At 74.9% G+C, this 22,584-nt stretch carries 2 protein-coding genes and 1 pseudogene; all 3 read left to right on the top strand.

Translation table 11 applies throughout. The features are described 5' to 3' along the window. Nucleotides 1-305 precede the first annotated feature (305 nt). The 3 genes and pseudogenes from ACLQ20_RS21465 to ACLQ20_RS21455 all read left to right on the top strand — a co-directional run bounded on the left by ACLQ20_RS21465 (nucleotide 306) and on the right by ACLQ20_RS21455 (nucleotide 22,508). Entirely contained in the window at nucleotides 306-7,931 is a 7,626-nt protein-coding gene (locus ACLQ20_RS21465) for a type I polyketide synthase (RefSeq protein ID WP_425857426.1), read from the top strand. Nucleotides 7,932-7,968: 37 nt separating this feature from the next. Beyond that, a pseudogene (locus ACLQ20_RS21460) lies at nucleotides 7,969-13,416 on the top strand (type I polyketide synthase); the annotation flags it as partial. A 47-nt stretch (nucleotides 13,417-13,463) separates the two neighbouring features. Continuing rightward, nucleotides 13,464-22,508, top strand: a complete 9,045-nt coding sequence (locus ACLQ20_RS21455) for a beta-ketoacyl synthase N-terminal-like domain-containing protein (protein ID WP_425857424.1) — start codon at nucleotides 13,464-13,466, stop codon at nucleotides 22,506-22,508. The last annotated feature ends 76 nt before the right edge of the window (nucleotides 22,509-22,584 follow it).

The raw sequence follows: 22,584 nt of genomic DNA, 5'->3' as shown, positions 1-22,584 counted from the left end.
GGCATCCCATCGGCGGTGCGATACGCATGTTAAGACCTACTCATAAGGCATTTGGTCAGGTCAACAGCGGCACTCTGGCAGCTTGTTACCGTCGCTTAATTGCCACTCGGAATAGGGCTGTACCAGCCTTGACGCCCACGCCGGCGGAGCAGACGATTCAAGCGCGTCTTCCAGGTCGGAGAACGGCCGGCGCGAAACATCTCCTCGGTATGACCGGATCGGTGCGGCGTTCCTTCTGGCCGTAAATCGGAAACGAACCGGGGCGGTGGCTGTCCACGAATGCACTGCGACGGGTGGGTGAGCGGATGTCTTCCTCGGTCAGCGGATCTGCGGCCATGGAGCCGGTGGCCGTCATCGGTATGTCCTGCCGGCTGCCTCGCGCCGCGGACGCCGACCAGTTCTGGCAGCTGCTGCGTGCCGGCGGGGACGCCGTCGCCGACGCTCCGGCGCACCGCTGGGCCGAGCAGTCCGAGTTCCGCCGCGGTGGCTTCCTCGACGAGGTCGACCGGTTCGACGCCAGCTTCTTCGGCATCTCGCCGCACGAGGCGACGGCGATGGACCCGCAGCAGCGCCTGATGCTCGAACTGTGCTGGGAGGCGCTGGAGCACGCCCGGATCGCGCCGAGCGTGCTGCGCGACGCCGCCGTCGGAGTCTTCGTCGGTGCCATCGCGGCGGACTACGCGAACCTGCACGACCGGCTCGGTGCCCGTACCCTCGGCCCGCACACCCTCACCGGCACCCAGCGTGGCCTGATCGCGAACCGGCTGTCCTACCTGTTCGGACTGCGCGGGCCGAGCCTGACCGTTGACGCCGGTCAGTCGTCGTCGCTGCTCGCCGTGCAGTTGGCCTGCGACGAGCTGCGCCGCGGCGGCGCGACGGTGGCGATCGCCGGCGGGGTGAACCTCAACCTGCTGCCGGAGACCAGCGCGGTGATCGGCCGGTTCGGCGCGCTCTCCCCGGACGGCCGTTGCTACACCTTCGACCACCGCGCGAACGGCTACGTCCGCGGCGAGGGTGGTGGGCTGGTCGTGCTCAAGGCGCTCTCCGCGGCGCTCGCCGACGGCGACCCGGTGCACTGCGTGATCCTCGGCGGCGCGGTCAACAACGACGGCGGCGGTGCCGGGCTGACCGTCCCGAACCCGGTCGCCCAGACCGAGGTGATCCGGTTGGCCTGCCACCGGGCTGGGGTGGCCCCGGCCGACGTGCAGTACGTGGAGCTGCACGGCACCGGCACCCCGGTTGGCGACCCGATCGAGGCGGCGGCCCTGTCCGCCGCGCTCGCCGCCGGCCGGCCGGCCGGCCGACCGCTGCTGGTCGGCTCGGTCAAGACCAACATCGGTCACCTGGAAGGCGCCGCCGGCATCGCCGGCCTGCTCAAGACCATCCTCGCCATCAGCCACCGACGACTGGTGCCCAGCCTCAACTTCGAGGCCCCGCACCCGCTGATCAAGCTCGACGAGCTCAACCTGCGGGTGGTCTGCGCCGAACGCGACTGGCCCGCCGCCGACCGGCCGCTGGTCGCCGGGGTCAGCTCCTTCGGAATGGGCGGCACCAACTGCCACCTGCTGCTGGCCGAGGCGCCGCCCCGCCGCGCGGTGCACCGGGACCGCGCCCCGAGCGCCGACGCGCCGTGGTTGCTGTCGGCCCGTACCGCACCGGCGCTGCGCGCCCAGGCCGCCGCGTTGTCCGGCCACGTCACCGCCGACCCGTCGGTCGAGCCGGCCGACGTCGCGTACTCGCTGGCCCGCACCCGGGAGCGGTTCGAGCACCGGGCGGTCGTGCTCGGCGCCGGCCGGCACGAGCTGCTCGCCGGCCTCGACGCGCTCGCCACCGGCCGCCCTGCCGACGCCGTCGTCGCCGGCCGGGTGGCCACCGGCCGGCGGGTGTTCGTCTTCCCCGGCCAGGGCTCGCAGTGGCCGGCGATGGCCCGCGAACTGCTCGCCCACTCGCCGGTCTTCGCCGACCGGCTCACCGCCTGCGCGCAGGCGCTCGCGCCGTACGTCGACTACCCGCTGCTCGACGTGCTGCGCGAGGTGCCCGGCGCGCCGAGTCTGGACCGGGTCGACGTGGTGCAGCCCGCGCTCTGGGCGGTGCTGGTCTCGCTGGCCGAGCTCTGGCGCTCGCACGGGGTCGAGCCGGACCTGGTCGTCGGCCACTCGCAGGGCGAGATCGCGGCCGCGACCGTGGTCGGCGCGCTGTCGCTGGCCGACGGGGCGCGGGTGGTCGCGCTGCGCAGCCGGGCCATCGCCGCGGTCTCCGGCGGCGGCGGAATGGCCTGGATCGGCGCCCCGGTCGACCTGCTCGTCGAGCGGCTGCGGGCCACCACCGGGGTGAGCCTGGCGGCGGTGAACGGGCCGCGCTCGGCGGTCGTCTCCGGCGACCTGCGACAGATCGGGCGGCTGCGCGAGGCGATCGAGGCGGACGGGCACCGGACCAAAGACGTGCCGGTGGACTACGCCTCGCACTCGCCCGCGGTCGACGGTCTGCGCGACGAGATCGTCGAGGCGTTGGCCCCGATCCGGCCGCGTTCCACCACCGTTCCGTTCGTCTCCACCGTGACCGGCGAGCCGATCGACACCGCCGAGCTCGACGCCGACTACTGGTTCCGCAGCCTGCGCCAGCCGGTCCGGTTCGACCAGGCGACCAGGACCGCGCTGCGCCTCGGCGGCGCGCTGTTCATCGAATGCAGCCCGCACCCGGTGCTCACCGCCAGCATCGAGGAGACCGCCGAGGAACTGGAGTCCGACGCGCTGGCCGTGGGCACCCTGCGCCGCGACGACGGCGGCCAGGCCCGACTGCGGCACGCGCTGGCCCAGGCGTACGTCGGTGGGGCCGATGTCGACTGGGATGCGTACTGCGTCCGGCCCGACGCCCGGCCGGTCGACCTGCCGACGTACCCGTTCCAGCGGGAGCGGTACTGGCTCGGCGACGCCGCGCGCCCGAATGGGCAGGACGTCGCCACGGCGGTGCCGCAGACCGCCGCCACGCCGGCCGGGACAGCACCACCCGCGGCGTCCCGGCGGGAACTGCGTGACCTGGTACTGGCGACGGCGGCGGCCGTCCTCGGACACCGTGACGCCGCCGAACTCGACCCGGTACGCACCTTCAAGGAGCTGGGCTTCGACTCGGTGAGCACGGTCGAGCTGCGGCACCGGCTGCGCGCCGCGACCGGGCTGCGCCTGCACACCACCGTCGTCTTCGACCACCCCACCCCGAACCGGCTCGCCGAACACCTGCACGCCGCGCTGGGCCAGCCCCGGGCGGGCACCGGCGGAGCTCGGGTCGACGCCGGCCACCGCGCCGGCCGGGACAGCGAACCGATCGCCGTCGTGGCCATGGGCTGCCGCTACCCCGGTGGGGTCAACTCCCCCGAAGAGCTGTGGCGGCTGATCTCGACCGGCACCGACGCGATCTCCGCGCTGCCCACCAACCGGGGTTGGGACCTGGACACCCTCTACGGCGCCGGCCCGGGGCGGCCCGGCACCTGCGCCACCCGGTACGGCGGCTTCCTGCACGACGCGGACCTCTTCGACGCGGCGTTCTTCGGTGTCAGCCCCCGCGAAGCGCTGGCCATGGACCCCCAGCAGCGGCTGCTGCTCGAGGTGGCCTGGGAGGCGTTCGAGCGGGCCGGCATCGACCCGGCCGACCTCGCCGGCTCGGCGACCGGGGTGTACGTCGGCGCGATGGCCACCGACTACGGTCCCCGGCTGCACCTGCAGACCGGGGCCGCCGAGGGGCACCTGCTCACCGGGACCGCGCTGAGCGTGGCTTCCGGCCGGATCGCCTACACCTACGGTTTCCAGGGCCCAGCGGTCACCGTCGACACCGCCTGCTCCTCGTCACTGGTCGCCATCCAGCTCGCGCTCGAGGCGTTGCGTCGCGGCGACTGCCCGCTCGCCCTGGCCGGCGGGGTGACCCTGATGGCCAACCCGGGCAACCTGGTGGAGTTCAGTCGGCAGAACGGGCTGGCCGTGGACGGCCGGGCCAAGGCGTTCGCCGCCTCGGCCGACGGGACCGCCTTCGCCGAGGGCGCCGGGGTGCTGCTGCTGGAACGGCTCGACGACGCGCGCCGCAACGGGCACCCGGTGCTCGCGGTGCTGCGCGGTGGCGCGGTCAACCAGGACGGCGCCAGCAACGGGCTGACCGCGCCGAACGGCCTGGCCCAGGAACAGGTCATCCGGCTGGCACTGGCCGACGCCGGACTCGGCGCCCAGGACGTGGACGTCGTCGAGGCGCACGGCACCGGCACCGTGCTGGGCGACCCGATCGAGGCGCACGCGATCCAGGCGACGTACGGCGAGAACCGGACCGGGCAGCCGCCGGTCTGGCTCGGCTCGGTGAAGTCGAACATCGGGCACACCCAGGCCGCCGCCGGGGTGGCCGGTGTGATCAAGATGGTGCAGGCGATGCGGTACGGCGTACTGCCCCGCTCGCTGCACTGCGAGGAGCCGACCACCAAGGTCGACTGGGACTCCGCCGGGGTCAGGCTGCTGACCGAGCAGCGACCCTGGCCGGCGACGGGGCGGCCGCGGCGCGCCTCGGTGTCGAGCTTCGGCATCAGCGGTACCAACGCGCATCTCATCCTGGAGTCGGCCGAGCCGGCCGAGCACCCGGACGAGGCCGGGCCGGCGACCGGCGACCCGCTGCCCTGGGTGCTCTCCGCGCGGACCGGTGACTCGCTGCGCGCGCTGGCCGAGCTGCTGCGCGGGTACGCCACGGACGCCCCGGACGCGGATCTCGGTGCCGCCGCCGCCGTACTGGCCGGCCGCGTCGCCTTCCCGCACCGGGCGGTCGTGTTCGGCGCCGACCGGCCTGGACTGTGCGCCGCACTGGCCGATCTCGCCGCCGGTACGCCGAACCCGGCGGTGCTGACCGGCGTCGCCACGAACCGTCCCGGGCCGGTCGCGGCGGACGGCCAGCCAGCCGAGGCCGAGCCGGGCGTCGACGGGGCCGGTTCCGACGCCCTCAGCGCCGCCGCCCGGGCCTGGGTCGATGGCGAGCCGGTCGGCTGGGCGCGGCTGCTCGGTCTTCCGACGCATCGTCCCGAGCTGCCGAGCTACCCCTTCGAGCGCCGGCGCTACTGGCTCTCCGACGCGCCCCAGCCGGCCACCGAGACGGTCCGGCACCCGCTGCTCCGCTCGGCGGTGCCGGTGGCCGAGAACGGCGGGCTGCTGCTCGGTGGGCGGCTGTCCGACACCGACACGCCCTGGCTGGTCGACCACATGATCGCCGGGCGGGTGCTGCTGCCCGGTACCGCCTTCGTGGAGTTCGGGCTCGCCGCCGCCGCCGCGGTCGGCGCCGACCGGCTCGCCGAGCTGACCCTGCACGCCCCGCTGGTGCTGGCCGAGGCGGCAGCCGCGGAGCTGCAGATCTGCCTCGGCGAGGCCGAGGCGGACGGTCGCCGTACGCTCAGCATCCACTCCCGGCCGGTCGGTGAGGCCGAGGCCGAGTGGACCCGGCACGCCAGCGGGTCGGTGGCCCCCGCGACCGCCGACCCGACGTCCGAACCGCTCACCGTCTGGCCGCCGGCCGGTGCCGAGCCGATCGATCTGGCCACCGCGTACGCCGACCTGGCCGCGGCCGGTTACCAGTACGGCCCGGCGTTCCGGGGACTGGTCGCCGCCTGGCGGTGCGGCGCTGACCGGTACGCCGAGGTGCGGTTGCCCGATGTCGGCGGCGCGCGTGACTACCGCATCCACCCGGCCCTGCTGGACGCCGCCCTGCACCCGCTGGTGCTCGACACCGGGGCCGGCGACGGCGGACTCCGGCTGCCGTTCGTCTTCTCCGACGTGCGGGTCACCGGGGCCGGCGCCGACCGGCTGCGGGTCCGGCTGAGCCCCGGCGCGGACGGCGCCGTCGCGCTGACCCTCCACGACGGCACCGGCCAGCGGATCGGTGCGGTGGCCGCGCTCAGCATGCGCAGTGTGCCGCCGGGCACCGAGCTGACCGCACCGGGCGCCTCCGGGCCGGGCCTGCACGACCTGCGCTGGGTCCCCGCCGGTACGCCGCAGGCGCAGCTCGCCGGCCGGAGCTGGGCGGTGCTCGGCGACACCGGAGCGGCCGACGCGATCCGCGCCGAGCTGGACGCCGCCGGGGTGACCGTCTCTCGGCACCACGACCTCGCCGCGCTGGCCGGGCCGGACGCCGGTACGGTGCCGCCGGTCGTGCTGGTGCCGCTGCCCGACGAGGACGACCTCGAACCGGCGGGCCGGGCCCGGACCCACCTGCACCACGTCCTCGGGCTGCTGCGCCAGTGGCTGGGCGAGGCCCGGTTCACCGGCGCCCGGCTGGTCCTCCTGGCCGGGCACCGGTCGGTGGGCACGGCCGCGGTGTGGGGGCTGGTACGGACCGCGCAGGTCGAGCACCCCGGCCGGTTCGTGCTGGCCGACCTGCCCGGCGGTGGCGACTCCGCCGGCCGGTGGCAGCGGCTGGCCGCCGCGTTGGACGCCGGTGAACCGCAGTTCGCCGTGGCCGACGGCGCGCTGCTGGTGCCCCGGCTCGCCCGCCGGGAGTCCCGGCCCGGCCCGCTGGTGGACCTCGGCTCGGGCACGGTCCTGGTCACCGGGGGCACCAGCGGCCTGGGCGCGCTCGCCGCGGCCCGACTGGTCGAGCGGCACGGCGTGCGCGACCTGCTGCTGACCTCCCGTCGGGGCGAGAGCGCCGACGGCGTCGCCGAGCTGGTACGGCGGCTGACCGGGCTCGGTGCGTCGGTCCGGGTGGCGGCCTGTGACGTGGCCGACCGGGCGGCGTTGACCGGGCTGCTGGCCACGATCCCGCCGCGGCGACCGCTGGTCGGCGTGGTGCACGCGGCCGGGGTGCTCGGTGACGCCACGGTGGACCGGCTCGACGCGTCTGCGCTGGACCGGGTGCTCCGCCCGAAACTCGACGCCGGCTGGCTGCTGCACGAGCTGACCGCCGAGCTGCCGGTACGGATGTTCGTGCTTTTCTCCTCGGTGGCCGGCCTGCTGGGCAACGCCGGACAGGCCAACTACGCCGCGGCCAACGCCTTCCTCGACGCCCTGGCCGGTCACCGGCGCGACCTCGGCCTGCCGGGTACCTCGATCGCCTGGGGCCTGTGGGGGGTCCGGACGCAGATGACGGAGGGTCTCTCGGCCGCCGACGAGGCCCGGCTCGCCCGCGCGGGTCTGGCCGGCCTGAGCCAGCGGCAGGGACTGGAACTGTTCGACGCCGCGCTGCGCGACGCCGGGCAGGGCGACCCGCTGGTGGTCGCCGCCCGCTGGGAGCCGGCCGGCCTGCGGGCCCGGCTGGACGCAGGTGGCGAGTCACCGGCGATCCTGCGGCAACTACTGGGTGCCGGCCGTCGGGCGGCGCCCGCCAGCCCGGCCGGCACCGTGCTGGCGGGTGCCGCCGGTGTCGTGCCCGGCGCCACCGGCCCGGCGGCCGCCGCCAGGCTGGCCGACCAGCTGGCGGGGCTGGACCACACCGAGGGCCGCCAACTGGTGCTGGACCTGGTCGGGCGGACCGTGGCGCTGGTGCTGGCCTACGGCCCGCAGGACACCGTCGAGGCCGACCGGCCGTTCACCGAACTCGGACTGGACTCGCTGTCCTCGATGGACCTGCGCGACCGGCTCGCGGCCGACACCGGTCTGCCGCTGCCCGCGACGCTGGTCTTCAACGAGCCGACCACCGAGGACGTGGCCGACTGGATCCTGCGCGAGCTGATGCCCGCCCCGCCGGCCGCCGACGAGCTGCTGCGCGAGGCGCTGGACGGGGTCACCGCCCGCCTGGCCGACGCCGACCCGGACGAACAGGACCGGGTGACGGCCGTGCTGCGGGCCGCGCTGCACCGGTTCGACGGCGGGCGCGACCAACAACCGGACACCCCGGCCCTGGCGCCGGTACTGACGTCGGCCCGCCTGGGCACGGCCTCTGACGAGGATCTCTTCAATTTCATCGACAGCCAGCTCTGAAACCACACCGGACACACGAAGAAGGGGAGGGACAGCCATGGCGATCGAAGACAAGCTCCGTGACTATCTCAGGCGGGTCACCGCTGATCTGGCCGATGCGAAGCAGCAGCTGGCCGTGGCCGACGAACGGCACCACGAGCCCATCGCGGTCATCGGCATGGCCTGTCGCTACCCCGGCGCCGTGACGACCCCGGAGCAGCTCTGGGACGTCGTCGCCGGCGAGGTGGACGCCACCGGCGAGTTCCCGACCGACCGTGGCTGGGACCTGGAGAAGCTCTACAACCCGGACCCGGACGCTTACGGCACCTCGTACACCCGCCGGGGTGGCTTCATCGACGACCCGGCCGGCTTCGACGCGCCGTTCTTCAACATGAGCCCCCGGCAGGCCCTGGCGACCGATCCGCACCACCGACTCTTCCTGGAGATCACCTGGGAGGCGTTCGAGCGGGCCGGCATCGACCCTGCCACGGTGCGCGGCGACCGGGTGGGCATCTGGTCGGGGATGATGTACGACCACTACTCGACCCAGTTCCTCGGTGACATGCCGACGAGCGTCGAGGGCACCCTGATGGTCTCCAGCGTGCCGAGCGTGCTCTCCGGCCGGGTGGCCTACACGTTCGGGTTGGAGGGCCCGGCGGTCACCCTGGACACCGCCTGCTCGTCCTCGCTGGTCGCGCTGGACCTGGCCGTGCAGGCACTGCGGTCCGGGGACTGCCCGATGGCGCTCGCCGGTGGGGTCACCGTGATGGCGGTACCCGATCCGTTCGTCGAGTTCTCCCGCCAGCGGGCCCTGGCCACCGACGGCCGGTGCAAGGCGTTCTCCGACGACGCCGACGGTGCGGTGTGGGCCGAGGGAGCGGGCGTGCTGCTGCTCGAACGGCTCTCCGACGCGCGGCGCAACGGTCGCCGGATCCTGAGCGTCATCCGCGGCATCGCGGTGAACCAGGACGGTACGAGCAACGGGATGACCGCCCCCAGCGGGCGCGCCCAGGAGCGGGTCATCCGGCGGGCGCTGGCCGACGCGCGGCTGGAGCCGGCCGCGATCGACCTGGTCGAGGCGCACGGCACCGGCACGCCGCTGGGCGACCCGATCGAGGCGACCGCCATCCTCGCCACCTACGGGCAGAACCGCCCGGCCGACCGGCCGCTGTGGCTGGGCTCGTTGAAGTCCAACATCGGGCACAGCCAGGCCGCGGCCGGCGTCGGTGGCCTGATCAAACTGATCATGGCGATGCGGCACGGCACGATGCCCCGGACGGTGAACGTCACCGAGCCGACGCACCACGTCGACTGGAGCTCCGGCGCGGTGGAACTGCTCACCGAGGCGCGGCCCTGGGCCCGCCTGGACGAGCAGCCGCGCCGGGCCGGGATGTCCTCGTTCGGCATCAGCGGCACCAACGCGCACGTGATCCTGGAGGAGCCCACCGAGGCGCAGGCGCCCGCACCGGCAGCCGGGCACCCAGGCCCGCACGCCTGGGTGATCTCTGCCCGCACCCCGACCGCGCTGCGCCGGCAGGCCCGGCGACTGCACGACCGGGTGCTCGCCGACGCCGCCGTACGGCCTGCCGACATCGCCTTCTCGCTGGCCGACACCCGGGCCCGTTTCGACCACCGGGCGGTGGTCGTCGGCCGGGACCGCGCCGAGCTCGTCGACCGGCTGGCCGGATACGTCGACGGCCGGCCCGGCGCGGTGGTACCGGCCGGCGTCGCCCGGGGCCAGGTGTCGACCACCTTCCTCTTCACCGGGCAGGGTGGCCAGCGCCCCGGCATGGGCCGGGACCTGTACCGGGCGTTCCCGGTCTTCGCGGCGGCCTTCGACGAGGCCTGCGCGGCGCTCGACCCGTACCTGGAGCGGCCGCTGCGCGAGGTGATGTGGGCCGAGCCGAACACGGCCGGCGCGGCGGCGCTGAACCAGACCCTCTACACCCAGCCGGCGCTCTTCGTCTACGAGGTGGCCGCCTTCCGGCTGCTCACCTCGCTCGGGGTACGCCCGACCAGGCTGGCCGGGCACTCCGTCGGCGAGATCGCCGCCGCGCACGTGGCCGGCATCTGGACGCTGGCCGACGCCGCCCGCCTGGTCGCCACCCGCGCCCGGCTGATGCAGAACCTGCCCGCCGACGGCGCGATGGTCGCGGTGGCGGCACCGGCCGCCGAGGTACGCGCCTCGCTGGCGGGGATGGAGCACCTGGTCGGGATCGCCGCGATCAACAGCCCCGGTGACGTGGTGGTCTCCGGCGACGAGCAGTCCTGCCTCGCCGTGCAGGCGCACTGGCGCGCGCTCGGCAAGCGCACCGGACGGCTGCCGGTCAGCCACGCGTTCCACTCGCCGCTGATGGAGCCGATGCTCGACGAGTTCGCCCGCGAGCTGAAAGCGACCAGTTTCGGCGCGGCCCAGCTGCCCTACGAGACCAACCTCGGGCCGGAGCGGTCCTGGACCGACCCCGACTACTGGGTGGACCAGATCCGCCAGACCGTCGGCTTCGCACCGATGATCGAGCTGCTGGAGGCCGCCGGCACCGACGTCTACCTGGAGGTCGGTCCGTTGCCGGTGCTCTCCGGGATGGCCGGCAACTGCCTCACCGACCAGCGGGCGGTCGTAACCGCCACCTACCGCCGCAAGCAGGAGGAGCTGGAGGCGCTCCACGGCTGCCTCGCCGAAGCGTTCGTGGTCGGCGTGCCCGTCGACTGGGCGGCCCTGGCGGCCGACGGGCGCGCCGTCGACCTGCCGACCTACGCCTTCGAGCGGGAGCGCTACTGGCTGATCCACCGGCGCTCCAGCGCGGACGTCGCCTCGGCCGGGCTGCGCCCGGTCAACCACCCGCTGCTGCGCGCCGCGGTCGACGTCGCCGACGGTACCCGGGTGGTGGTCACCGGCCGGGTGTCACTGACCGAGCTCCCTTGGCTCGCCGACCACGCGGTCGGTGGCGGGGTGGTCGTGCCCGGCGCCGCCCTGCTCGACGTGGTCGGCCAGGTCGGTGCCCAGGCCGGGCTGGCCGAGGTGGTGGAGCTGACCTTCGAGGCGCCGCTGGTGCTGCCCGCCGACGGCGGACTCTCGCTACAGGTGGTGGCCGACGGTGGCGACGGCACGGTGGGCGTCTACGCCCGCGCCGACGGCGACGACACCTGGGTACGACACGCCAGCGGCATCCTCGCCCCGGACGGCGGCGGCACCGACGGCCGGTGCGGCTGGGCGACCTCGTGGCCGCCGGCGGGTGCGGTCCCGATCGCCTTCGACGGCGCGTACGACCGGCTGGCCGAACTCGGCTACGAGTACGGTGACGCGTTCCGCGGCGTACAGGCCGCCTGGCGGGCCGACGACGCGCTCTACGTCGACGTCGCCCTGCCGCAGGCCGCCGAGACCGAGGGCTTCGGACTGCACCCGGTGCTGCTGGACACGGCGTTCCACCCGTACATCTTCGAGGGTGGTTCGGACGAGCTGCGGTTGCCGTTCGTCTTCCGGGGGGTCCGGCTGGCTGGCCACGGCGCCTCGGCGCTGCGGGTCCGGCTCAGCTCCGACGGCGCGGACAAGCTCGCGGTCGAGGCCGCCGACGCGGACGGCCGGCTGGTACTCGCCATCGAGGAGCTGCGGGTCCGGCCGGTCTCCATCGCCTCGATTGTCACCGCGATGGGCCGGGCCACCGGGCCGGCCGGGTTCTTCGGCCTGGACTGGGTGGACCTGCCGGTCGCCGGCGCCGACGAGGCGCCGACCTGGCGGTACCTCGGCGAGCCGGTGGCCGGGCTGCCTGGTCACCCGGCGGTGGCCGCGCTGGCCGCCGCGGTGGCCGGCGGCGAGCGGTGCGACTTCGCGGTCTTCTCCGGCGCCGGCACCGAGCCGGACGTGCCGACCGCCGCCCGCGAGCTGACGGGGCGGGCGCTGGAGGCCATGCAGCAGTGGGTCGCCGACGAGCGGCTGGCCGGATCCCGGCTGGTCTTCCTGGCCGACCCGCGGTCGGTGCGCACCGGCGCGGTGTGGGGACTGGTCCGCGCCGCGCAGGTCGAGCACCCCGGCCGGTTCGTGCTGGCCGACCTGCGGGTAGACGCCGGTGACGCGCCGTGGGGCCGGCTGGCCGCCGCGGTCGGCAAGGGCGAGTCGCAGTGCCTGGTCGAGGCGGAGAAGATCCTGGTGCCGCGGGTCAGCCGTCGGTCGCCCGCCCCGGTGGACGAGCTGGACCTGGCGGACGGGACGGTGCTGGTCACCGGCGGTACCGGCGGTCTCGGCGCACTGGTCGCGACCCGGCTGGTGCAGCGCTTCGGCGTACAACATCTGCTGCTGACCTCCCGGCGCGGTCCGGCGGCCAGCGGCGCGGCCGAACTCGTCGCCCAGCTGGAAGGCCTCGGCGCCTCGGTCCGGGTCGCCGCCTGCGACGTCGCGGACGCCCCGGCGCTGGCCGAACTGCTGGCCTCGGTGCCGGCCGACCGGCCGCTGACCGCCGTGGTGCACGCCGCCGGGGTGCTCGACGACGCGCTGCTGGAGGGGCTCACGCCACAGCGGCTGGAGTCGGTCTTCCGGCCCAAGGCCCAGGCCGCCTGGCTGCTGCACGAGCTGACCGCCGACCTGCCCCTGCGGGCCTTCGTGCTGTTCTCCTCGATCGCCGGGGTGCTCGGCAACGCGGGGCAGGGCAACTACGCGGCGGCGAACAGCTTCCTCGACGCGCTCGCCGCCCACCGGCGGGCGTCCGGGCTGCCGGCGCTCTCCATCTCCTGGGGCATGTGGTCGATGTCGACCGGAATGGCCGCGGAGCTGACCGCGGCCGACGAGGCCCGGCTGTCCCGGGCCGGCGTGGCGGCCATCTCGGCCGAGCAGGGCCTGGACCTGTTCGACACGGCGCTGCGCGAAGCAACGACCGGCGACCCGCTGGTGGTGGCCTGCCGCTGGGACCTGGCGGCGCTGCGCTCGCGGGCCGAGAGCGGCGACGACATCCCGGTGGTGCTGCGCGGCCTGGTCCAGCCCGCCCTGCGACCGCAGGGCGGCAGCGCGGCGAGCGCCTTCGGCCCGGTCGCCCGGCTCGCCGCCCTGCCGACCGACGAGGCCCGGGCGGAGATCGTGGCGGCGCTGCGCTCGCACGTCGCCCGGGTGCTGGCGCACGGCTCGGCCGCCGCGGTGGAGATGGACCGGACCTTCAGCGAGATGGGCTTCGACTCGCTGACCGCGGTCGAACTGCGCAACCGGCTCAACTCGGAGCTGGGCGTGCAGTTGCCGGCGGCGTTGGTCTTCGACCACCCCACCGTCGACGCGCTGGCCGACTACCTGCTCGGCGAGCTGGCGCCGGCGGCGCCGGCGGTCAACGACGTGCTGACCGAGACCCTCGACCGGATCACCGCGCAACTCGCCGACGACGACACCGGGGAGCGGGACCGGGTGGTGGCGACGTTGCAGGCGGCCCTGCTCCGGCTCGGCCTGGGGACCAGCGCGGAGGCGTCGAAGGCGCAGCTGGATGCCGCCTCGGACGAGGAGATCTTCCAGTACATCGACACCCAGCTCTGACGATCCAGCTTCTCACCACCCACGCGCTAGGACAGGGGATTTGACAGATGGCAGCCGAGAACAAGCTCCGCGAATATCTCAAGCGGGTCACCGTCGACCTGACTGAGGCGCGCCGGCAGCTCGCCGAGGCCGATGCCGGCCGGCACGAGCCGATCGCCATCGTGGGCCTGTCCTGCCGGTTGCCCGGCGCGCAGAACGTGGACGCCTACTGGGAACTGCTCCGCGACGGGCGTAGCGCGGTGCTCGACGACGCGCCGGACGGCCGGTACGACCTCGACCCGTACGTCGCCGACCACGGCGTCTACACCCGTCGCGGAGCCTTCCTCTCCGACATCACCCGCTGGGACTCCGGGTTCTTCGGCTCGCCACCCCGGGAGGCGCTGCGGATGGACCCGCAGCAGCGGCTGCTGATGGAGCTGACCTGGGAGGCGCTGGAGGACGCCGGCACCCCGCCGGCCCGGGTGGCGGGCAGCCGCACCTCGGTGATGATCGGCTTCTCGGACACCACCCAGTACGGCCGGTTGCAGTCCGACCTGCAGGGCGCCGCCGCCTTCACCGACCCGTACGCCGGGCAGGGCAGCTCGGCGAGCGTGGTCGCCGGCCGCCTCGCGTACCACTTCGACCTGCGCGGCCCGACCGTCACCCTGGACACCGCGTGCTCGTCGTCGCTGGTCGCGGTGCACCTCTCCAGTGCGGCGCTGCGCCGCGGCGAGTGCGACCTGGCGGTGGCCGCGGGCGGCTTCCTGCTCATCCAACCCGACCTGTACGTCAACGCCTGCGCCACCTCGATGCTCTCCCGGGACGGCCTGAACAAGACCTTCGACGCCGACGCCGACGGCTACGTGATGGGCGAGGGCGCCGGGGTGGTGGTGCTGGAGCGGCTCTCCGACGCGCTGCGCAACGGCCGCCGGATCCACGCGGTGATCCGCGGCTCGGCGGTCAACCAGGACGGTCACAGCAACGGGATGACCGCGCCGAACCGGGGCGCCCAGGTGGACGTCATCCGCCGGGCGCTGGCCGCCGCGCGGACCAGCCCGGACGAGATCTGCTACGTGGAGGCGCACGGCTCCGGCACCCGGCTCGGCGACTCGATCGAGCTCGGCGCGCTGGGCGACGTCTTCGGCGGCCGGTCCCCGGCGACGCCGCTGCACGTCGGGGCGGTGAAGACCAACATCGGGCACACCCAGGCGGCGGCCGGCATCGCCGGGCTGATCAAGACGGTGCTGGTGCTCAAGCAGGGTGTGGTCCCACCGAACCTCAACCTGGTCAACCCCTCCGAGGCGGCCCTGGCCAGCGACACCGTGCGGCCGGCGACGACGACGCTGGACCTGCCCGAGCAGGACCGGCCCCGGCTGGCCGGGGTCAGCTCGTTCGGCTGGTCGGGCACGAACGCGCACCTGGTGCTGGAGGCCGCCCCGCAGGCCGAGCCGGTCGCCGAGGCACCCGGCCCGTACCTGCTGCCGGTCTCCGCGCACCACCCGGCGGCGTTGCGTGAGCAGCTCGGCGCGCTGGGCGGCACGCTGGACCGCTGCACCGTCGCCGATCTGGCGTACACCCTGCAGAGCGGGCGGGCCGAGCACCGCTTCCGCCGGGCGGTCCTCGCCACGGACACCGCCGACGCCACCGGGCGGCTCACCGCCGCGGCCGGCGCGGCCGGTGTGCGCAGCCTGCGTGACCGGCCGCGGGTGGCCTTCCTGCTGCCCGACTCCGGTGCCGGTCACCGCGGGCTCGGAGGCGGGCTCTACCGGCGTGAGCCGGCCTACGCGACCGCGGTGGACAGCTGCGTCGAGATCGCCGCCGAGCATTGCGGGCTGGACCTGCGGCCGTTCCTCCACGCCGGACCCGGTGCCGAGGCCGACCGGCCGGAACTGGCCGAGTCGTTCCACTTCGTCGTCCAGTACGCGCTCGCCCAGCTGCTGCTGCACCGCGGGGTCCGGCCGGACGTGCTGGTCGGCCAGGGGATCGGCGAGCAGGTCGGGAACTGCCTGGCCGGAGTGCTCACCCTCACCGACGCGCTTCGGCTGACCAGCCTGCGGGCCCGGCCGACCGACGACACGGCGAGCGGCACCCAGGCGGCCGAGGTGTCCGACCCGGTGACCCGGCAGGCGCCGGCGATCCCCGTGGTCACGGTCGCGGCCGACGGTACCGACCTGGCCCGGCAGTTGCCGCGGGACGTCGACGTCCTGGTGGAGCTGGGCGCGGGTACCGTCCTCGGCGACCTGCTGGCCAGCCAGCTCCCCGATCAGCCGGACACCGTCCTGCTCGGCACCCTGCCCGCGGTGGCGACCGGCGGGGACGCGGCCGACGTGGCGAGCCTGCTGGACACCTGTGGGCGGCTGTGGGAGATCGGGGTGACCCTCGACTGGTCCGCGCTGCGCGGTGGCCCGGCCCGGCTGGCGGACCTGCCGACCTATCCGTTCCAGCGGCAGCGGCACTGGTTCGAGCGACCGGCCAGCCCGGCTGTGGCCCGGCCGGGCACCGAGGCGGTCGAGGCCGAGCCTGCCCCGGGCGACGAGCACGTGCGGTTGCTGACCCAGCGATGGCGAGCGGCGCCCACCGGTGCCGCCACCGTCCCGACCGCCGGGCGGTACGTGCTGCTCGCGACGGCCGGTGCCGGTGCCGCCACCGAGGTGGCCGACGAACTGGCCACCCGGCTGCGCCGCTCCGGCGGCGACGTGGTGCTGGCGACCTGCCCCGGCGACCTCGTCGCGCTGCTCGGCGCCGGCCCGAACACGGTGGTCGACCTGTCGATGACGCAGCCGGTGCCGGCCGACGCGGCCGCCGCCGCGGTGCACGGCGCCTCGGCGGTGCTCGCCGCCTGCGGCGGTAGCGGCCGCAGCGGTACCCGGGTGATGGTGGTCACCCAGGGCGGCCAGGCGGTGCCGGACAGTGCCGGGGTGACCGTCGGTGGCACCGCGCCGGCCCAGGCCGCGGTCGCGGTGCTGCCGGTGGTCGCCAATCAGGAGTACCTGGACCTGGAGAGCGTCAACGTCGACCTCGACCCGGAGTACGGCCCCGGCGCGATGGCCGACGCCCTCGCCGCCGAGCTGGGCCGCCGCTCCGACGGGGTGCTCGTCGCCCACCGGGGCGGCAACCGGTACCTGCCGACGTACGAGGCACCGGCGACGCCGCTGGAGACCCACCCGGTGGCCAGCGGCGGCACCTACCTGATCACCGGCGGTCTCGGCGACATCGGTCTCACGATCGCCGGGCACCTGGTGCGCAACGGCGCGGCCGGGCTGGTGCTGACCAGCCGGCGTGGGCTGCCCGACGACCCGGACGACCCCCGGCACGCCGCCGTGGCGGCCCTGCGGGCGCTCGGCGCGACGGTGCGCACCCCGCGTGTCGACGTCACCGACGAGGCGGCCATGCGGGCGCTCTTCACCGACGTCCGGATCGACGGCGTGGTGCACGCGGCGGCTGACGCCGGCACCGACACCTTCGTGGCACTGCGGGACCTCGACGGGGCCGCGGTGGCCCGGCAGTTCGGAGCCAAGGTGGACGGCGCCCGGGTGATCGCCCGGATCGTCGCCGGACTGGACGACCGGCTGGTACCGGACTGGTGCCTGCTCTTCTCCTCGACCTCGGCCCTGCTCGGCGGGGTGACCTTCGGTGGCTACGCCGCGGCGAACGCGGCGCTGACCGCGCTCGCACACGCCGGCGCCGACGGACGCAGCCGGTGGATCTCCGCCGGCTGGGACACCTGGGCCTGCACCCTGCAGCGGCTGCGCGACGGGATCGGCGCGAGCATGGCGAGCCACTCGATGAGCGACGCCGAGGCCCTGGCCGCCTTCGACCGGCTGGTCGGCACCGCGCTGCCCGCCGTGGTGGTCGCCGCCGGCGGCTTGGACGACCGGCTGCCCCTCCTCGGCGGCGCGACCGTCGAGCCGGTCGGCGGGGATGCGATCCGCCACCCGCGCCCGGATCTGCCGCAGCCCTACACCCCGCCGCTGACCGGCACCGAGCGGGCGCTGGCCGAACTCTGGTCCGACGTGCTCGGCATCGAGCCGGTCGGCATCCACGACAACTACTTCGACCTCGGCGGCACCTCGCTGCTGGTGCCCCGGCTGCTGGGGCTGGTCAAGAACCGGTTCGCGGTGGCGGTACCGACCGTGTCGCTGTTCGAGGCGCCGACCGTCCGGTCCTTCAGCGCGCTGCTCGAGCAGCAGCGTGGCCCGGCCCCGGCGGCGCCGGCCCGGACCGGAGAGCCGGCCGTCGCGCCGGCCGCCGTCGTCGCGCCGGTGGCACCCGTGCCGGTCGCCGCACCGGCCGCGCCCGGCGGCGCCGAACTGGTCTTGGCGGCATCGACCGCGCCGGTGCTCGACGGGGAGCAGCTGGACCGGCGGATCGCCATCGTCGGGATGGCCGGGCGGTTCCCGGGCGCCGAGGACGTGGCCGCCTTCTGGCGCAGCCTCTGCGCCGGTGAGGAGCTGATCAGCTTCTTCACCCCGGAGGAGTTGGTCGAGGCGGGCGTGCCGGCCGAGCTGGCGCACGACCCGGCCTACGTACCGGCCCGTCCGATCCTCGACGACATCGCCGGCTTCGATGCCGGGTTCTTCGGCATCAGCCCGCGGATGGCCGCGCTGACCGACCCGCAGCAGCGGCTCTTCCTCGAGGTCTGCTGGGAGGCGCTCGAACAGTCCGGCTACTGCCGGCCGGAGCACCGGGGGCGGGTGGGGGTCTTCGGTGGCACCAACATCAGCACCTACCTGCTCGGCGCGCTCGGCCAGCTGAGCATGCACGAGGACCTGAGCGAGTACGAGCTCATCATGGGCAACGACAAGGACGCCCTGACCACCACCGTGTCGTACCTGTTCGACCTGCACGGCCCGAGCGTCGCGGTGCAGACCTTCTGCTCCACCTCACTGGTCGCGGTGCACCTGGCGGTCCGCAGCCTGCGCAGCGGCGACTGCGAGATGGCGCTGGCCGGCGGCGTGTCGATCCGGGTGCCGGACAAGCAGGGCCACCTGTCCACCCCGGGCGGCATGGAGTCGCGCGACGGGCACGTGCACACCTTCGACGCGCAGGCCAGCGGGACGATGTTCGGCGACGGCGCCACCGTCGTGGTGCTCAAGCGGCTGGACGCCGCGCTGCGCGACGGCGACCACGTCTACGGAGTCATCCGCGGCTCGGCGATGAACAACGACGGCGCGCTGAAGGTCGGGTACACCGCGCCGAGCGTCGCCGGACAGGCCCGGGTGATCGCCGACGCGATGGCCGACGCCGGGGTGAGCCCCGAGGAGATCAGCTACGTCGAGGCGCACGGCACCGCGACCGAATTGGGTGACCCGATCGAGGTCGCCGCGCTGACCCGGGCGTTCGGCAGCACCGAGCAGCGGCAGTACTGCCCGATCGGCGCGGTCAAGACCAACGTCGGGCACATGAACCACGCGGCCGGTACCGCCGGCCTGATCAAGACCGCGCTGTCCCTGCAGTCCCGGGTGATCCCGCCGACCCTGCACTACACCCAGGCCAACCCGGCGATCGACTTCGAGAACAGCCCGTTCTACGTCAACGTCGACCTCGCCGAGTGGCCGGCCACCGAGGGCCGGCCCCGCATCGCCGGGCTCAACTCCATCGGGATGGGAGGCACCAACGTGCACGTCGTCGTGCAGGAGCCACCGGTACGCCCGGAGGTGCCGGAGACCGACGAGCTGACCGGCCCGGCGCACACCCGCCGGTACCAGGTGGTGCCGGTGTCGGCCCGGACCGCGAGCGCGGCGGACCGCGCGGTGCGGCGCCTCGGCGAGCATCTGGATTGCCAGCCGCACGCCAGGCTGGCCGACGTGGCGTTCTCGTTGCAGGTCGGACGCAAGACCTTCGAGCACCGGCGGGTGGCGGTGACCGCCACCCTGGACGAGACGGTCGGCACCCTGACCGGACGCGACGGTGCCCCGCCCCCGATGGGCCGGGTGGAGGCGGTACAGGGCCGACCGGTGGCGTTCCTGCTCGCCGGCGTCGGCGAGCAGTACCCGGGACTGGTCGGTGAGCTGTACCGGCGCGAACCGGTGTTCCGCGCCGCGCTGGACGAGTGCCTGGCCCCGATCGCCGCGGCACTGCCCGAACTGGACCTCACCGACCTGCTGACCGGGCCCCGCGGCGGCGGCTCCGACCTGGCGGCGCTGCTCGGCCGGGGCGGCGGCACCGACCCGCGTACCGCCGCCCTGCGCCGCACCGAGGTGGCCCAGCCGCTGCTCTTCGCCGTGGACTACGCGCTGGCCAGCACGTTGCTGGCCTGGGGGCTGCGGCCGACCGCGATGCTCGGCTACAGCCTCGGCGAGTACGTCGCGGCCTGCCTGGCCGGGGTGCTGTCGCTACCCGACGCGATCGCCCTGGTGGTGCACCGGGCCAAGCTGATCGGGGCGCTGGAGACCGGCTCGATGGCCGCGGTACCGCTGGCCGCCGACGAGCTGCGCCGCCGGTTCCGGCTGGAGCAGCGCGGGCTGGACATCGCCGCGATCAACGGGCCGGAGACGGTGGTGGTCGCCGGTCCGACCGCCGCGCTCGACCAGCTCGCCGCCGACCTGCGTCAGGCCGAGATCCCGTGCCGGCCACTGGAGACCAGCCACGCGTTCCACTCCCGGATGCTGGCCGGGATCAGCGACGAGCTGACCGCCTGGGTGGCCGCCAACATCCGGCTCAACCCGCCCCGGCTGCCCTACATCTCCAACGTCACCGGCGCGCTGGCCGACGCCGCGCTGGTGCGCGACCCGGCCTACTGGGCCCGGCACATGTGCCAGCCGGTGCAGTTCGAGGCGGGTGTGCAGGTGCTGCTCGCCGACCCGGAACTGGCCCTGGTCGAGATCGGCCCCGGCCAGTCGCTCGGCGCGCTGGTGCGCTCCGCCGGCTGCCCGCCGCAGCGCTGGCCGTTGATCACCGCGACGCTGCCGGCCGGCAGCGACCCGCGCCCCGCCGACCTGGTGCTCACCGACGCGCTGGCCCGGCTCTGGCTGACCGGCGTCGAAATCGACTGGGCGGCACACCACGGCCGCGGCGACGGGGCCACCCCGGTCTACCGGGCCGCCCCCGGCCGGATTCCGTTGCCCACCTACCCGTTCGAGCGGCAGCGGTACTGGATCGAGCAGACGCCGATGACCGCCGGGCGGGAGGGCGGCGCCGAGCTGCCGGCCGAACCGACCAGCCTGGCCGAGATCGGCCGGATCCCGCGGCTGCCCGAGGAGCAGTGGCTGCACCTGCCGGTGTGGCGGCAGACCGCAGCCCCGGCCGCCGACGAACGGCAGCCGGACTCGTGGCTGGTCTACGCCGGTACCGGCGCCACCGCCGACGGGGTGCTCGCCGAGCTGGAGCGGACCGCGGCGGCCACCGGCGCGCGGCTGACCGTGGTGCGGGCCGGCACGGAGTACCACGCGGCCGCCGACGGCTACACCGTCCGGCCGGGAGACCCGACGGACGCGCTCACCATGCTGCGCGCCCTGCGGGCGGCCGGGGTCGGACTGGACCGGGTGGTGCACCTGTGGACCCTCGGCGAGCTGCCGGACGACGACCGGACCGTGTCGCTGGGCCTGCACACCCTGGTCGCACTGGCCCGTGCGGCGGCCGAACTCGGCCTGGACCGGTGGGCTCTGGACATCGTCAGCACCGGCTCACAGCAGGTGCTCGACGGCGCCGAGGCCCGGCCGGCCAGCGCCACCGTGCTCGGCCCGGCCCTGGTCATCCCGCTGGAGTACCCGTCGGTCAGCACCCGGCTGGTCGACGTGGAGCCGGCCACCCCGGCCGGCGCGGTCGTCGCCGAGCTGCGTCGCCCGCGGACCGAGCCGACGGTGGCGATCCGCGCCGGTCGGCGCTGGGTGTGCGGCTACGAGTCGATCCCGCCGGCCGACCTGGACACCGCCCGCCAGGTGCTCCGCGACGGCGGGGTGTACCTGATCACCGGTGGGCTGGGCGGCATCGGGCTCGGCCTGGCCGCGCGGCTGACGCAGGACTGCCGGGCCCGGCTGGTGCTGTTCGGGCGCACCGGTCTGCCGGCGACCGAGCGGTGGGCCGGCATCCTGGCCGGCTCCGAAAAGGTCGACGAGAGCACCCGCAGCCGGGTGGAACGGGTCCAGGCGCTCGTCGAGGCCGGGGCCGAGGTCGAGATCGTGGTCGGTGACGTCGCCGACCCGACCGACGTCCGGCGGGCGGTCGACACCGCCCGGGAGCGCTTCGGCGCGCTGCACGGCATCCTGCACACCGCGGGCGTACCCGGCACCGGGTTGATGCAGTTCAAGCTGCCCACCGACTCCGACCTGGTGCTCGCGCCCAAGGTCGCCGGCACCCGGGCGATCGTCGAGGCGCTGCGGGTCGGTGCCGACGACGAGATCCGGCTCGACTTCCTGGTGCTCTTCTCGTCGATCACCTCCGCCACGGGTGGTGGCCCCGGCCAGGTCGACTACTGCGCCGCGAACGCCTATCTGGACCGCTACGCCAACATGCTCACCGCCGCCGGACGCCCCACCCTCTCGGTGGACTGGGGCGAGTGGGCCTGGAACGCCTGGGACGGCGGGCTGAGCGGGTTCGACAGCGAGGTGCAGGCGTTCTTCTCGGCGAACCGGGCCCGCTTCGGCATCACCTTCGAGGAGGGCTGGCGCACCCTGCTGCGGGCGCTCGCCTCGGGGGAGTCGCAGTTGGTCGCGGCGACCCAGGACCTGGCCACCATGGTCCGGTTCAGCCGGTGGTTCAACGTCGAAGCGGTGACCGCGCCGAACGGCACGGCCAGCTCCGAGGCGCGCCACCCGCGGCCGGAACTGGTGACCCGCTACCAGGAGCCGACCGGGCCGACCGAGCTGGGCGTGGCCGAGGTCTGGTGCGACTCGCTCAAGCTGGAGCGGGTCGGCGTCGCCGACAACTACTTCGAACTCGGCGGCAACTCGCTGCTCGGCATCGCGCTGCTCAACACGCTGCGCCGCCGGTTCGCCGAGGCGGAACTGCCGCCACACATCCTCTACGAGGCACCGACGGTGGCCGCGCTCGCGCGAGTCATCGACGGCACCGCCGCCCGGGCCGCCGCCGCGGCCGAGGACGACGGTCAGCTGCGGGCGCAGCTGCGCCGGTCCGGTCTGAAGACCGCGGCGGCCCGCCGCCGCGCGTCGTGACGACGGTGTCCGTCTCCGCCAACCAGCGCACGCGACCCGTCGGCGGCGGGTGCTCGGCAAGTTCAGTCAACCAGGG

Source organism: Micromonospora sp. DT46 (assembly GCF_049841735.1).
Lineage (GTDB): Bacteria > Actinomycetota > Actinomycetes > Mycobacteriales > Micromonosporaceae > Micromonospora > Micromonospora reichwaldensis.
The sequence above is the reverse complement of the archived record's forward strand: the minus strand, read 5'-3'. Positions and strand labels throughout refer to the sequence as shown.

Excerpts from the sequence above, each read along its gene's own strand:
- ACLQ20_RS21455 (WP_425857424.1), top strand. The coding sequence starts at position 13,464 with ATGGCAGCCGAGAACAAGCTCCGCGAATATCTCAAGCGGGTCACCGTC.
- ACLQ20_RS21465 (WP_425857426.1), top strand. The coding sequence starts at position 306 with ATGTCTTCCTCGGTCAGCGGATCTGCGGCCATGGAGCCGGTGGCCGTC.